14 protein-coding genes are annotated in these 14,159 nt (G+C 36.3%); 12 read left to right on the top strand and 2 right to left on the bottom strand.

All coding sequences use genetic code 11. The features are described from left to right. Nucleotides 1-4 precede the first annotated feature (4 nt). From H8B21_RS19610 to H8B21_RS19555, 12 genes are read left to right on the top strand one after another with little or no spacing between them, the layout of a single operon-like run. Nucleotides 5-1,450: a lipopolysaccharide biosynthesis protein gene (locus H8B21_RS19610; protein ID WP_190315550.1), complete on the top strand. Its 1,446-nt coding sequence runs from the start codon at nucleotides 5-7 to the stop codon at nucleotides 1,448-1,450. 2 nt (nucleotides 1,451-1,452) lie between these two features. Beyond that, nucleotides 1,453-1,968: an acyltransferase gene (locus tag H8B21_RS19605; RefSeq protein WP_190315549.1), complete on the top strand. Its 516-nt coding sequence runs from the start codon at nucleotides 1,453-1,455 to the stop codon at nucleotides 1,966-1,968. Between the two features lie 10 nt (nucleotides 1,969-1,978). Beyond that, nucleotides 1,979-3,367: an O-antigen polymerase gene (locus H8B21_RS19600; protein WP_190315548.1), complete on the top strand. Its 1,389-nt coding sequence runs from the start codon at nucleotides 1,979-1,981 to the stop codon at nucleotides 3,365-3,367. Beyond that, nucleotides 3,364-4,461 (top strand): glycosyltransferase, encoded by a 1,098-nt coding sequence (locus tag H8B21_RS19595; RefSeq protein WP_190315547.1) that lies wholly within the window; start codon nucleotides 3,364-3,366, stop codon nucleotides 4,459-4,461. Before H8B21_RS19600 ends, H8B21_RS19595 begins: the two co-directional genes overlap by 4 nt. A gap of 11 nt (nucleotides 4,462-4,472) precedes the next feature. Further along, entirely contained in the window at nucleotides 4,473-5,975 is a 1,503-nt protein-coding gene (locus H8B21_RS19590; protein ID WP_190315546.1) for a hypothetical protein, read from the top strand. Nucleotides 5,976-5,996: 21 nt separating this feature from the next. Further along, on the top strand, nucleotides 5,997-7,166 hold the full coding sequence (locus H8B21_RS19585) for a glycosyltransferase family 4 protein (protein WP_190315545.1): 1,170 nt from the start codon (nucleotides 5,997-5,999) through the stop codon (nucleotides 7,164-7,166). Next, nucleotides 7,163-7,762 carry an acyltransferase gene (locus tag H8B21_RS19580; RefSeq protein ID WP_190315544.1) on the top strand — a complete coding sequence of 200 codons (600 nt, stop codon included), beginning with the start codon at nucleotides 7,163-7,165 and terminating at the stop codon, nucleotides 7,760-7,762. The genes H8B21_RS19585 and H8B21_RS19580 overlap by 4 nt, the downstream gene beginning before the upstream one ends. Continuing rightward, nucleotides 7,737-8,882 carry a glycosyltransferase family 4 protein gene (locus H8B21_RS19575; RefSeq protein ID WP_190315543.1) on the top strand — a complete coding sequence of 382 codons (1,146 nt, stop codon included), beginning with the start codon at nucleotides 7,737-7,739 and terminating at the stop codon, nucleotides 8,880-8,882. Before H8B21_RS19580 ends, H8B21_RS19575 begins: the two co-directional genes overlap by 26 nt. Continuing rightward, a complete protein-coding gene (locus tag H8B21_RS19570) occupies nucleotides 8,870-9,775 on the top strand; it encodes an NAD-dependent epimerase/dehydratase family protein (protein ID WP_190315542.1) in 906 nt (301 codons plus the stop codon). Before H8B21_RS19575 ends, H8B21_RS19570 begins: the two co-directional genes overlap by 13 nt. A gap of 18 nt (nucleotides 9,776-9,793) precedes the next feature. Then, entirely contained in the window at nucleotides 9,794-10,774 is a 981-nt protein-coding gene (locus H8B21_RS19565) for an MraY family glycosyltransferase (RefSeq protein WP_190315541.1), read from the top strand. Nucleotides 10,775-10,776: 2 nt separating this feature from the next. Continuing rightward, nucleotides 10,777-11,211: a WxcM-like domain-containing protein gene (locus tag H8B21_RS19560; protein WP_190315540.1), complete on the top strand. Its 435-nt coding sequence runs from the start codon at nucleotides 10,777-10,779 to the stop codon at nucleotides 11,209-11,211. Then, nucleotides 11,208-12,734, top strand: coding sequence for a gliding motility protein RemB (locus H8B21_RS19555; protein ID WP_190315539.1), 1,527 nt, complete (start codon nucleotides 11,208-11,210; stop codon nucleotides 12,732-12,734). Before H8B21_RS19560 ends, H8B21_RS19555 begins: the two co-directional genes overlap by 4 nt. A 36-nt stretch (nucleotides 12,735-12,770) precedes the next feature. On the opposite strand, the gene H8B21_RS19550 is transcribed toward H8B21_RS19555, so the two are convergent. Both H8B21_RS19550 and H8B21_RS19545 read right to left on the bottom strand, forming a co-directional pair. After that, a complete protein-coding gene (locus H8B21_RS19550) occupies nucleotides 12,771-13,355 on the bottom strand; it encodes an ATP-binding protein (RefSeq protein ID WP_394366360.1) in 585 nt (194 codons plus the stop codon). Nucleotides 13,356-13,535: 180 nt separating this feature from the next. Further along, a complete protein-coding gene (locus tag H8B21_RS19545; RefSeq protein WP_190315538.1) occupies nucleotides 13,536-14,051 on the bottom strand; it encodes an RNA polymerase sigma factor in 516 nt (171 codons plus the stop codon). Between the last annotated feature and the right edge of the window lie 108 nt (nucleotides 14,052-14,159).

Genomic DNA, 14,159 nt, shown 5'->3' with positions numbered 1-14,159 from the left:
GCACATGAGCTCTGTAAAACGTAGTTTTGTAAGTGGGTTCTTATGGTCTTTATTGGGACAAGGAGGTTATTTATCTATTAACCTCCTTACTAGTATTGCATTAGCAAGGTTGTTGACGCCATACGAGTTTGGACAAGTTGGTATTGTTATGTTTTTTATTACAATTTCCAAAGTACTAACAGAATCTGGATTATCGGGAGCGTTAATAAGGAAGAAAGATGCTAATGAAGATGATTTTTCGACAGTGTTTGTATTTAATTTGCTGGTTAGTGTAGTTCTTATGTTAACCCTAATTATGAGTTCGGGATTCATCGCAAGCTTTTATGATGATATAGCTTTACAGAATATTCTTATCGCGTTATCTTTTGTATTGGTAATAAACGCATTCCAGTTTACACAGAATGCCAAGATTGTTAAGGCATTGAAATTCAAAAAACAAGCTTTATACACTTTTTGTTCTGTTTGTTTTGGATCCTTATTAGGAGTTAGTCTTGCTTACTGGGGATTAGGAGTGTGGTCATTAATAATTATGCAATTAACAAATGCTTTTGTATTAACGATAATCTATAGGATATTTGAGGGATCAGCAGGGAAATTTGTTTTTAAAATCGATTCTTTTAAAACAGTATATAAATTTGGATTAAATACTACTATTGCGTCAATAATAAATACAGCTTTTGATAATATTTACAGTTTAATTTTAGGTAAATATTTTGCAATTCAACAAACAGGTTTATATTATCAAGCAAAAAAACTTCAGGAAATTCCTGTAGGTGTTATAAAATCCTCTACACTTGGGGTGGTTTTCTCGACACTTTCGGGGTTGCAAGATGACAAAAAGAAATTCGACGGGCTTTACTCGAATATCGTGACGTCATTTACGGTTCTTGTTGGTTTTATTTGCCTTATTATTTTTTTATACGCAGAACAGGTAGTTCTAATACTCTATGGCGAGAAATGGTTAGGAGCAGTTTTTTATATGAAAGTGTTAGTAATCGCATCTTATTTTTATATGCAAGAAATGTTCAATAGAGTACTTTTTAAAATTTTTGATAGGACAGATAAGATTCTTTTGCTTGAGATTATAAAAGTTCTTATAATGGCAGTATCAATCCTGGTTGGAATACGGGAGAAAGATATTGAACTATTATTATACGGCTTTTTAGCTACATCTGTTCTTAGTTATTTTATCAACTATTATCACTCGCGGACGGTATATAATGGTTTTTCGTGGATGGAGGTATTTTTGACTTTGAAGGTAATATGTATTGGTACAGCAATAACACTCATAATAGAGTCAATAAAAAACTTTTTTTCATTGGATGTATACGCTATGTTACTGTTATTTCCATTAGTAACTTTGTTATATATTATTTTCTTACGGATGTTTAAGGTAACAAATGTTGTAAAAGATACCAAAATATTGCTCACGATGCTTAAAAGGGGATAAATATGATAAACAGAATATTAAATGTGTATAGGAAAAGGTTTTGGTCCGGAGCAAAATACGCAAGATATGTTGGGGTCAAAGTTGGAAAAAATTCAATTATATCTATTAAAAATTTTGGATCAGAACCTTATTTAATTGAAATCGGGGATGATGTTAGAATTACCGCGGGAGTGAAAATTTTTACTCACGGAGGAGCAAGAGTGTTAAGGAAAAAATACCCTAGCTTTGACTTTTTCGGCAAGGTAAAAATCGGAGATAATGTATATATAGGGAATAATGCTCTAATTTTGCCAGGAGTCACGATCGGGAACAATGTTCTAATTGGTGCAGGGAGCGTTGTTACTAAATCAATACCTGATGATTCTGTAGTTGGAGGTAATCCCGCAAAAATTATCTGTGCTTTGTCAGAGTTGGAAAAAAAGATCTTACCTTTTGATGTGAAAACTAAAGGAATGAACTATAATGAAAAGAAAGAGTTATTGGAATCGTTAGATGAAGACCGGTTCATAAAAAAATAATAATTAAAATATGACTAAAGTATCGCTGGTAATAGCAATCTTTTCCATTTTCTTTTCACTGGTTTTAGGTCCTAAACGAATTGAAGCTTTTGATTCTGCCTTAAATATTACGCTCACCTATCTAGTTATATTAAATATAATCTTATTCTTTAATACCGTTCATAAGTATTACAATACTTGGTTAAGATATGACGTGTTATTTATTATTGGGTTCTTAATTGTTCACTTCCAGATACCCTATTTAGAAGCAGTAGGTATTTCACCATCTAGACCACAATATATATGGATAAATAAATTTGTGGTTAATTATGCGACATGGTTTAGTACCTTAGTAATTTTAGTTTGGATAATTGGGTTTTATATGTTTTTGTTGAAAAAGGGAAGAAAACAAATACAGCCGCTTAATTATAAAGTAGAAGTAAATAGGGTATTATATGTTATACTCTTTATTTCGTTTATCGCGTTTGTAGGAGTAGTTGGGCAATCTTTTTTGTCTGGAAACCACGCGGGGGCAGATAATTGGGCTTCAGGAGCGTCGTATATCTTCCTAATCTTGAGGGCTGTATTAACTATTCTAATTATATATTTTTTTATAAACTACAAAGATAGATTAGGTACCAAAGAGAAAATAGCCAAGGCGGTATTTGAAAATAAATTGCTTTTCTTTACTGCAATTGCTTATTGTCTTTTGTTTTTAAGCGTTGGGGATAGGGGACCTATAATGCAAATAGGATTAACTGTTCTTGTGGGATATTCGATCTATCAAAAACGAATTTCGTTAAGTCAGCTGGTATTGTTACTTTTTGTAGGAGCGGTATTTTTGACAATTTTAAAGCTAGGAAGAACACGAGATGCTTCTACTAGAGAAGGAAATGTCATCACAGAGGGTTATGCAAATCTACAAAGCAATGAGAATCCATTTAATCCTACCGAAGAATTAGCATCAAGTGTGAGGATTCTATACAGAGCTCTTGATGTCGTCCCTGATGCCCATCCGTATTTAAACGGTGCTTCATTGATTTCAAATGTAATCGATATCATTCCTATGAGTGCAATGGTTTATAATGTTCCTGAAATGTATCGAAGTTCGACTTTATTTTTTACCATATGGGGTCAAGGGGTTAATTATACTAGTGGAGAGGGGTCTGAGATTATTGGAGATTTATACATTAACCTTGGATTTGCACTCACATTAGTCGTGTTTCTTTTTTTTGGATACTTTATTTCATTTTTAACCTATAACTCTCTTCACAGGGCAAACCATACTTTATTGCTGGTATACATTGTTTTAATAGGTGGAGCGATCTACATCAATAGATCAAACTTTCTTAATCCAGCTAAGTTTGTTTTGTATGCTATATTATTAGACGCATTATTTGCTAGAAAAATTAGAATATGAAAAATATCATTTTCTTTGTTACTGGTTTAGATAGTGGTGGACTAGAAAACTATTTGTTAAGATTTTTACAGATAAAAGGAGGTGGTTTTAAACGAATTGTTGTTTATTGCAAAGGAGGGAAAGGTGGCCAATTGGAAACTGCATTTAAACAAATCCCTAATCTAGAAGTGAAGATTAACAGCCTTGGATTCTATAATTTGTTGAAATATATCCAACTACTAAGGTACTTGAAGGGAGAGAATTTTGATACAGTATGTGATTTTACTGGCAATTTTTCCGGAGCCGTTTTGGCCATATCAAAATTTGCAAATATCGAAAAAAGGATAGCTTTTTATCGAAGTTCAAGTGATAGATTCAAGGGTAGTTTTTTTAAAAATATGTACAACAAATTTGTACGTAGATTGGTGTTGATTTACTCGACATCAATCCTCTCTAATTCAAAAACTGCATTAAACAATTATTTTTCAGGTATTTGGCGTGATGATAAGCGTTTTCTTGTGGTCTATAATGGTATTGATCTATTGTCTTTTTCTTATGGAAGCAAGTCGCTTCGGGAAGAATTTAAAATTCCTACACGGGCATTTGTTGTAGGACATACAGGTAGATTTAACGAGGCAAAAAATCATAATACTATTATTAAAGTAGCAGAAAAACTTTTGACTAGTAATCCAGATATCTATTTTATCATGTGTGGAAACGGGGTGAGGGATAATCTACAAAATATAGTACAGGAAAAGAGGTGGAGTGAGCGTATATTTCTTTTTAATAATCGTTCAGATATTGCCAGTTTTTTGCTGACTATGGATTGTTATTTTTTTCCCTCTATTACTGAGGGACAACCGAATTCTTTAATAGAAGCGATGATTATGGGCACACCATTTGTAGCATCTAATATTGATCCTATCAAAGAGACTGTGCCGGGATTTCTTGAAAAAGAATATTTGGTATCTCCGGAGGACGTTGATTCAGCCGTTTCTAAAATACTTAAGATAAGAGATAATAGGGAGGGCTATGATAAAGTTCTTGTTCAGGAATGGGCGATAGAACAATATAATGCGAACACGCAATTTGACTTATTTTATAGTCAATTGTAAAAAATGATGCTATGACTTTATTAAAAATACAACTTCTTTTTTGGGGATTGCTTTTTTCTTTTATTACTGGTAGTGTATGTGTCGGAAATATGATGGCAATATCACCAGTTTTTTTAGATAATCAAAGTGGGGCTGAGGAGGATTTGCAAAAGCTAATAGATCAGGCTTTAAAAAATGGGAAGAAGGTAGTATTTCTGGAGAAGAATAAGAAATACAGATTATACAATCAATTGGACATACGGTGTTCAATTGAAGGGAATGGAGCAATTCTTGAACCTATGACTAACGCTTCAATATCGATAAAGATTTCCGAAAAAGACGTTACAATTAAGAATTTAACTATTACTGGCTCGAAATTAAAAATGATAGCCATTCAGAATACAGGAGTCGTTTTTGAAGGATGCGAAATAGTTGGACATAACTACGGCACATTAATACAACTAGAAGCAAATAATAGCTCTTTTGTAAATTGTAAACTTCACAACTATTATCAGAAGAATATACAGTATGCCATAAAAAATGTTGGCAATAATCCCATCGTTGCCTTTAATTTAATCGGTTGTGACATCCGTGGAGGAATCCGATTTGTGAATGGTAACAACCGGACAAGTGGGGGGTATAGATTTGAAAGAAATACTATAACCGTTGACTTTTCACATGCGACCCAAAGTGTAAAAAATCAGAATGATGCGATTAGATTGTCGGGAATTAATGACGTATATTTTGATTCTAATAAATTCTTATTTATGAATGTGAATAGAGGATTTAAATTTACAGATTATGTATCTGATGAGAAAAACAAAAAGCGTTCCCTTCGACCTACTACAGATGTATTCTTTGCTAACAATACAATCATTGCTAACTCAAAAAATGGAAAGCAACTTTTTGATTTGTATGACGGAACGGGTAAAATAACGTTTACAGATAATATTATTGATGCAAAAGGACATACTATAATTTTTGAAGATAAGACAACTATTCCGCTTAATGTAAACAGGGAATTAATTTTGTCGAGAAATAGAATTAAATTTGATTTTAGAGTTTTATATTATAGGGGAGGGAATACACCTGCCCGATTATCAGTTTTAGATAATGAGTTTATTTATTCTAGGAAGGAGATAAGTTTCAATACCTCTAGAATAGGTCAGGAAAAGTCAATTGAGCTTAACCATTTATTCTATGCACGTGAATTGGATGAATTTTTATTCAAAAATAATAAGCTGCGGTCAGAAGCGATAAAAACACCTTTTTTTGATAGTTATGTTTTGAACGTTTTGAATGTGAAAATGTCAGAAATTATCAATAATGAAATAGAAGGAGCCTTACTTTTCACAGGACTGGAGGAAAGTCAGATAAAATTTACTAATAATACAATTCTTAAAACGAACTTCGCAAACTTAATAAGAATTACTCGACATTCAAGAGTTAAAGGGGGTAACAGCAGGATTATTATTAAAGATAATAATGTAAAAGAATCTAGGAATATCGTAGCAGATTTTTTTAATCAAAAATAATAATAATAGTATTTACGAAATATGAAAGCGGCTTTTATACATGATCACAATTTTGTTTACAATTCAGTTACAGATCTCTATTATGATGGTTCGGGAGGGGCTTTTGATGAAAAGCTGTGGCGACGCTATTTAGAATTATTTGATAGTTTAACCGTTGTGGGGAGAAAAATAGAAAAACTACCTAATAAGCTAGTCGTATCGTCTGCAGAGAATGTAAATTTTAAACTGATTGAAGGAGCAAGTGGGTTTAAGAGCGTTTTAAAAAATAAAAAGAAAATACAAGAGGAATTAAAAACTATTATTGATGTAGCGGATTTCGTAATAGTTAGATTGCCTAGTACATTAGGTAGCTGGGCATTTGATATTTGTAATACAACTAATAAAAAATATGTAGTAGAGATAGTAGGAGATCCTTTTGAAGCATATTGGCATCACGGTAGTTGGATTGGAAAGTTTATTGCTCCTTTAGAAGCGATAAAACTGAAGAAAATAGTTAGTAAGGCACAACATGTAATTTATGTAACACAAGAAGTTTTACAAAAAAGATATCCTTGCCCTAACAAAACGGAAGCAATTTCCAATGTAAGATTAGAAGAGGTTGTAAATGAGGGTATCGTAAGAGAATTCTATGGTAGAGAAAGCGACATATTCAGAATAGGATTGATTGGATCTTTTCATGTTCAATATAAAGGACATTTAGAAGCTCTGAAAGCATTAAAATATTTGAAAGATCAGGGGTATTCAGGAATTGAATTAAGTTTAGTTGGTACAGGAGACCCAAGTTGGGTAGAAGATTTAGCAAGACATTATCAGGTAGAGAATCAAGTTAATATCATTGGAGCTTTAAATGCAGGCAAAGATGGAATAATGCCGTTTTTGGACGATATGCATATTTATATGCATCCCTCAAAAACGGAAGGCTTACCTAGAGTGATAATAGAAGCAATGAGTAGAGGGAAGATTTGTCTTGGTTCTGATGTTGGAGGGACACGAGAATTATTAGAAGAAAAGTATATTCATAAACCAGGGTCTTGGGAATTATTGGCAAAGCAAGTCGAAGGGATATTAAAATGTGGAACAGTCGAAAAAATTGCTATTGCTTGTCGTAATTTACACGTTGCCGAAAAATATACTGAATACGTATTACAGAATAGGAGAGCTATATTCATTAAAGAAATAATTGACTTATGAGCCAGATTACTATACAACTTAGATATGTGCTTCCTTTGTGGTTTGTTCTCTTAATCACAAATTGGCTTCCAGATAATAGATTTACTATTAAGTTACGAGGTACACTTGCTCGTCCTTTCTTTAAGAGATGTGGGAAACGATTAGAGCTTGGACGAGATCTAACCTTGTTAAACTCCTACAATATTGAAATAGGTAATGATGTATATATTGCAAAAGGGGGATGGTTGAACGGTATGGGGGGGTTAATTATTGAAGATGAGGTTGTCCTGGCTCCTTATGTGGTGATTAGTACAATGCAACATGTTTTCAGAAACAACTCTGTTCGATTTGGTGGGAGTTTGCCGGGAAAGATTGTTATAGGGAAGGGAACGTGGCTAGCCGCTCATGTCGCAGTGAAATGTGGCGTTACAGTTGGGAAAGGCTGTATTGTAGGTGCAAATGCTTTTGTGGTAAAGGATACCGAGGATAATGCGATATATGGCGGTGTACCCGCAAAATTTATTAAAGAAAATAGAGATAGTCAATTTTCTATCTATAGTTCAAAAGAGTTACTTGATTCGATAAATGACAATGAAAATTCTAATAGCGATATCTGACTCTTTTTGTGCAAACTTTATTAAGGGACAGGGAAAATATCTCGCAAGTCAAGGACATGAAGTGATTGTGGTTTCCGGACCTGGTATTGAAATAGATAGGTTAGAGGACAGCGAACCCGTAAAAGTAATAAAGATACCTTTTGCTCGAGAGATATCCCCCTTTAGCGATTTGAGAGATCTCATAAGAGTAATTAAACTTGTAAAAAGGGAAAAACCAGATATCATTAATGCCGGCAATCCTAAGACAGGATTTTTATTTAGCTTAGCCCATATTTTTTTTTGGAGAACTCCATTGATTTTTACACTGCGCGGTATACGCTCAGACACTCTTTCTGGATTAAAGAAAGGTATTGTTCGGTTAACGGAGAAGGTTACTTGTGCGTTAGCAAATAAAGTTATTGCTATCAGCCCTAGCTTGAAAGCCCATGCTGAACAAATTGGAATTGTATCCAAGCAAAAATGTGTAGTTTTAAGTAAAGGTAGTAGCAATGGAATCAATATAACGCACTATTCGGTGTCTGAAGAGATCTATAAAAAGTCGAAGGAATTAGAACACGAGTATAATATACCTCCTGGAGCTTTTAAGTTAATATTTGTTGGTAGAGTTACGCGAGACAAAGGAATGATTGAGTTACTGGAAGCATTTAAATTCTGTCTAGCCTTCAACGCAAACATTCGATTAATTATCGCGGGGCCTATTGAAAGGCAAGATCCTATTCCAGAAGAATACTATTCGTTAATCGAGGAGCACCCCAACATTCACTATCTAGGAAAACAAATAGACGTTAGACCAGTATATATGTTAGGGGATGTTCTTATACTCTATTCTTATCGAGAAGGATTTGGGAATGTTGCAATCGAAGCTTCAAGTATGGGATTGCCGACCATTGTAGCGGATATACCTGGCTTGAGAGATACTACCGAGGATGGCATAACTGGGTTGCGTGTCGCACCGAAAGACGCAACTAAATTAAGTGAGGCCATCTTAACACTATATGAGAACAGGGATTTGGCTAAAGTTTATGGAAAGAACGGACAACTACGTGTTGCTGAATACTTTGCTAATGAGATTGTGTGGTCGAAACAACTTGAATTATATGTGACATTATGCAGATCATAATAACAGGAGCTTCCGGCTTTGTCGGACAAAATTTACAGCAATACTTACGGAAGAGACAATATAATGTTAAAAAAATTTCTCTACGTAACGAAAATTGGCAAAATCATTTAGAACTAGACGCAACGGCTATTGTACATCTTGCTGGAAAAGCGCATGATACTGCTAATACCTCTGCTGATGAGGAATATTTCCATGTCAACCGGGATTTAACGATAACGCTGTTCAAATCATTCTTGGAATCAAATATCCGTGACTTCTTTTATTTCAGTTCAGTGAAAGCCGTCGCCGATACCGTAGAAGGGGTGTTAGAAGAAGATGTGCAGGGCAAACCTTATACACCTTATGGAAAATCGAAATTGGAAGCAGAGCAGTATCTTCTTGACCAAACTTTGCCGGAAGGTAAGCGCCTTTTTATTATTCGTCCTTGCATGATCCATGGTCCGGGTAATAAAGGTAACTTAAATCTTCTGTATAAAGTGGTAGAAAAAGGTATTCCCTGGCCATTGGCAGCATTTCACAACCAACGGTCATTTTTAAGTATAGATAATCTAAGTTATCTTTTAGAGCAGATGTTAGTACATACAGGATTACCTTCTGGCGTGTACAATTTTGCAGATGACGAAGCTTTATCTACCAATGAACTAGTGTCGTTGATTTCCGAAACGTTAGATAAGAAACCCAAACTATGGCATATCCCTGCAGGATTAATTAGAGGTACAGTCAAAATTGGCGATGTCTTACCGCTACCCTTAAATTCTGAACGACTAAAAAAGTTAACGGAATCTTACGTAGTATCAAATGTTAAGATTAAACAAGCACTGGGCATTGAAAAACTACCGCTAACAGCAAAAGAGGGATTGGAGAAAACAATTAGGAGTTTTCGTAACTTGTAAAAAATACAAATAACAAACATGGCATACATACTTGTACTCATTGCACTATTTGTTTTAGAACTGCTTTACTTTCGTGTCGCCGATCGTTTTAATATTATCGATAAGCCCAACGAGCGATCCTCCCATACGACTATTACATTGCGGGGAGGGGGCGTCATCTTTTACCTAGGCGCATTAGTTTACTTTTTTCTGTCCGGCTTTCAATATCCTTGGTTCTTTCTGGGACTAACCCTGATGACGGTCGTCTCTTTTTTGGATGATGTTTTTACGCTGTCTAATAGAATACGTCTCTTAATCCATTTTGCCTCCGTATTGCTTATGGCTTATCAACTAGATGTGTTTGAAATGCCTTGGTACTACCTGCTTATTACCTTTATCGTTGTAGTCGGGGTGATTAACGCCTATAACTTTATGGATGGTATCAATGGTATCACAGCCTGTTATAGTTTAGCAGTTGGTGGTTTGTTGATGTTGGTGAATAACGAAGTGGGGTTTGTTGCTCAGGATTTATTGGCATATACAATGCTGGGCGTATTGGTATTTACGTTTTTCAATTTCCGCACGAAAGCAAAATGTTTTGCTGGCGACGTTGGTTCTGTAGCTATTGCTTACATCTTGCTCTTTGCATTAGGAGCACTCATTATCAAAACCGGCAATCTGATTTATTTCCTTTTTCTAACGGTGTATGGTATTGATGCGGTATGGACGATTATCCGTCGATTGTATCTAAGAGAAAATATTTTTGAAGCACACCGCTCGCACCTATATCAGTTCTTAGGTAATGAAGCTGGTGTCAATAAACTGTTGATCTCTTTTTTATATGGAGCAATCCAGTTTCTCATCGGCCTAACTGTAATACACTTTGCCAATAAAGATGCTATCACGCAATGGATATTTGCGCTCGTACTTCTGGGTGGATTGAGTGTGCTATATCTAATTATAAAAATGTGGGTGATCCGGAAATATTTCCGTGTCGGAGAAACAGCCATAAAAGCATAATAATGGAAGAAAAGATAGTAAAATCTATAATAGGAGGAATTGCGAAAGACCACCGCGGGCAAATTAGGTTTGTCAACGATTTTGATATGACGCCGGTCAAACGTTTTTATATTATCAAAAATACGGATACGGAGTTAATTCGCGGCTGGCGAGCACATCGTATGGAACAGCGTTGGTTTTATGTGCTTTCTGGCACTTTTGCGTTAGATCTCGTGCGTATAGATGATTGGGAAAATGCATCGCCGGATCTACCTGTCGAAAAGCGTATATTAAAAACAGAAGAACAACGAGTGATACATGTTCCGGTTGGCTATGGTACAGCATTCCAAGCAATGGAACCAGAAAGTGAATTGTTGGTGTTCGCCGATTATGGCATAGAAAATGCAAAGAATGACGATTATACTTGGCCAATAGATTATTTTGTAAATAAAAAATGAAACATGCACGTTTAATACTTCTAGTTCTGGGGCTGCTTGCCACTAAAGCAGGGATATCCCAAATCCATTACCAGCCCTATTCATACGAGCAGTATCAGCGGAATATGTCACAGATACATGCGGATAGCTTAACTCATACAGTGGTAAAGCCGTTTATCGGAGCGAATATAGATGCCCGGCACGAAATAGGCACGCAAGATACCACCAGAAGTTGGTGGTACCGGAAGCTGTTTAACGAACATCTGATAGAAGTTGCTAAAGACGACCACACCTTTTATCTGGATTTCATGCCCGATTTTATAATCGGAGGCGAACGCGGAACGAATAGCAAGAGTTTGTGGACAAATACACGTGGTGCACAGGCGGGTCTTTCGGTGAACAAGAAGTTTTCTTTATTTGTTAGTTTCTACGAGAATCAGGCGCGCTATGCGAGTTATATCGACAGTACGGCCCGCGGAATTGGTAATTTGCCCGGACAAGGTTTTTCTAAAAACTTAAACACAGGTAAATACGATTGGATGAACGCTACGGCGAACATGAGTTACCATTTCTCGGATGCATTTAACGTGAGCGTAGCCTATGATAAACTCCATATCGGTGAGGGGTATAGATCCGTCTTAATCTCTGATAATCCGTACAATTTCACACACGCCCGCTTATCGGGAACAGTTGGCCGCTGGCAATATCATTCGATATGGGCATATATGAACGATCTGCGAAACCCACGTATGGCGGACGTCGATAATCCTTTTTCAGAACGACTAGGGAATGGTGTTAAGTATGGTGCTTTCCAGTATGTTGATTATCTGGCAGGTGAAAAGGTAACACTGGGTCTTTTCCACTCCCTCATATGGGCGCAGAACAATCAAGGTACAGGGGGAAAGGCGAACGGCGGTTTAGGGCTAAATGTGAAATATCAGCCTTGGCAGAAATATATCTTTTATGGGCAGTTGTATGCGGATGATATTTCTAAGTTTGGTTTCGGAAGCGGCGACAATCACCGTACAGCGTTTCAACTGGGCGGAAAAACGTATGACCTGTTTGATGTTGCGAACTTGAATGTGACGGTAGAGTATAATCAAGCGGCCCCCTATACCTATCAACATCCTAACAACCGGATTAACTATACAAGTAACGGGGAACCATTGGCCCATCCTCGGGGAGCCAATTTCCGTGAGGCATTGGGAATTGCTACCTACCGTTGGAACCGATGGGAAGTTTATGGCCAGTCCATGTACGCACGTTATGGTCTTGACCCAACTGATACTCGTAATGTCGGGGTAGATCTATTTAAGGAAGACGTGACAGAGGATGGTTTTAAGATAGCGCAAGGGAATCTAAATAACTTGTTTTACCACGAGCTCCGCCTTTCGTACGTTATGAACCCGAAATATAATCTGCGCTGGGAGTTGGGGCTGATAGATCGTCGCAACAAGAATACGGTTAGCGGCGATTACCATCATTCAATGATTTTTACCTTTGGCTTACGGTCGTCCTTCAGAACGTTCCAACGGGAGTATTAAGATGCGTATGGTGCATTATGTCAGCCCACCGGAATTTCATCGGGTGGTGAAATAGAGTCCGTTAGACGCTTGCTTCCAACTTACGATGTCATAATGGGTGCGGCGCTGGGATTCGTTTCCGCCATATAGCAATACCTTTTGTACTGCATGCGGGCTCATATGAGACTGAAATTTGTCTAATTGCTTGAATAGGTCATTTTGTACCGTTTTGGTCGCTTTAATTTCTGTCGCAAAATAAGTATCCCTGTTTTTCCATAGTAAATCGATTTCTACGCCATTGCTGTCCTGCCAAAAATACAATTCCTCGAACAGGTACTGATGGTAGAGTGCTTTCTGGTGTTCTGCTACGATCATATTTTCGAATACATTGCCTTTTGATCTATCGGTAAGCAGCTGCTCATCCGTTCTGATCCCTAATAAAAAGCACAGCAGGCCAGTATCGTAAAAATAGAGCTTAGGTGTCTTAACGAGCCTTTTATTCCGATTCTCATAATACGGTTGTAAGAGAAATGTTATATAGCTGCTTTCCAATATAGAAAGCCATTCCTTGGCCGTGTTATAGGCAATATCTGCTTCATTCGAAAGTGCATTAATGTTAAGCAACTGGCCCGCTCTGTTGATGAATTTGCATAATATGTATTAATGAATATGCATAATGTGTTTTAATGAATTTGCATAAATCAAATGTTTGATTTGACAAAAATAACTGTTTATTGAAGACAGGAGAAGATAGGCGTTAGGTTTTAAATTGGAAGATCGCAGGGTTAAAAACCCTGCGGATCGAATGCCAGTCAGATCTTATTAACCAGCTGTTTTATATGTGGACAACTGCGCTTGTAAAAATTTACGTGCATGGTGTATACGGGTCTTGACCGTACCTTCTGGCATATTAAAATACGCGGCAATCTCCTTGTATTTATAGCCTTCGATATGCATGTTGAAAATTTCACTGCTTTCAGCTGGTAATTTTTTCATTGCCAATTCAATATCATCCATAGTAAACTTCCCTTCGCTGTTATTTCGGCTGAATGGTTCACTACAGCCCATGTCGCGTACGTCACATAAATGGGAGTTTTCATAGGCCAATCTTTTCTGATCGCGACGATATTGATTTATAAATAAATTTTTCATGATCACATACAGCCAAGACATAAACTTTGGGTTATTCTCGTATTGGTCGATATACGCTATAGACTTGACAAGAGTTTCCTGGACCAGATCCTGGATATCATCTGGGTCTTTTGTAAACTTTTTGGCAAACTGTGTTAGAGTAGATTTGCTTTGTTCGATCTGCTGTTGTAACTGAATAGATGTCATAAATAAATTTTTATAAATTGAAAATTATGAACGATGTTACAACTATTACAAAACTGATGCTAAAAATGAGCGATTTACGGCGTTCCGTATGTAGAAAAACGATTGTTG

It is taken from the genome of Sphingobacterium chuzhouense (assembly GCF_014692525.1).
Classification (GTDB): Bacteria; Bacteroidota; Bacteroidia; order Sphingobacteriales; family Sphingobacteriaceae; genus Sphingobacterium; species Sphingobacterium chuzhouense.
Note: the sequence above shows the minus strand (reverse complement) of the source record. Positions and strands in the feature narration are given on the sequence as shown.

What these genes read in the sequence shown, in the direction of transcription:
- H8B21_RS19610 (WP_190315550.1), top strand. Translation starts at nt 5, where the DNA reads ATGAGCTCTGTAAAACGTAGTTTTGTAAGTGGGTTCTTATGGTCTTTA.
- H8B21_RS19605 (WP_190315549.1), top strand. Translation starts at nt 1,453, where the DNA reads ATGATAAACAGAATATTAAATGTGTATAGGAAAAGGTTTTGGTCCGGA.
- H8B21_RS19600 (WP_190315548.1), top strand. Translation starts at nt 1,979, where the DNA reads ATGACTAAAGTATCGCTGGTAATAGCAATCTTTTCCATTTTCTTTTCA.
- H8B21_RS19595 (WP_190315547.1), top strand. Translation starts at nt 3,364, where the DNA reads ATGAAAAATATCATTTTCTTTGTTACTGGTTTAGATAGTGGTGGACTA.
- H8B21_RS19590 (WP_190315546.1), top strand. Translation starts at nt 4,473, where the DNA reads ATGACTTTATTAAAAATACAACTTCTTTTTTGGGGATTGCTTTTTTCT.
- H8B21_RS19585 (WP_190315545.1), top strand. Translation starts at nt 5,997, where the DNA reads ATGAAAGCGGCTTTTATACATGATCACAATTTTGTTTACAATTCAGTT.
- H8B21_RS19580 (WP_190315544.1), top strand. Translation starts at nt 7,163, where the DNA reads ATGAGCCAGATTACTATACAACTTAGATATGTGCTTCCTTTGTGGTTT.
- H8B21_RS19575 (WP_190315543.1), top strand. Translation starts at nt 7,737, where the DNA reads ATGAAAATTCTAATAGCGATATCTGACTCTTTTTGTGCAAACTTTATT.
- H8B21_RS19570 (WP_190315542.1), top strand. Translation starts at nt 8,870, where the DNA reads ATGCAGATCATAATAACAGGAGCTTCCGGCTTTGTCGGACAAAATTTA.
- H8B21_RS19565 (WP_190315541.1), top strand. Translation starts at nt 9,794, where the DNA reads ATGGCATACATACTTGTACTCATTGCACTATTTGTTTTAGAACTGCTT.
- H8B21_RS19560 (WP_190315540.1), top strand. Translation starts at nt 10,777, where the DNA reads ATGGAAGAAAAGATAGTAAAATCTATAATAGGAGGAATTGCGAAAGAC.
- H8B21_RS19555 (WP_190315539.1), top strand. Translation starts at nt 11,208, where the DNA reads ATGAAACATGCACGTTTAATACTTCTAGTTCTGGGGCTGCTTGCCACT.
- H8B21_RS19545 (WP_190315538.1), bottom strand. Translation starts at nt 14,051, where the DNA reads ATGACATCTATTCAGTTACAACAGCAGATCGAACAAAGCAAATCTACT.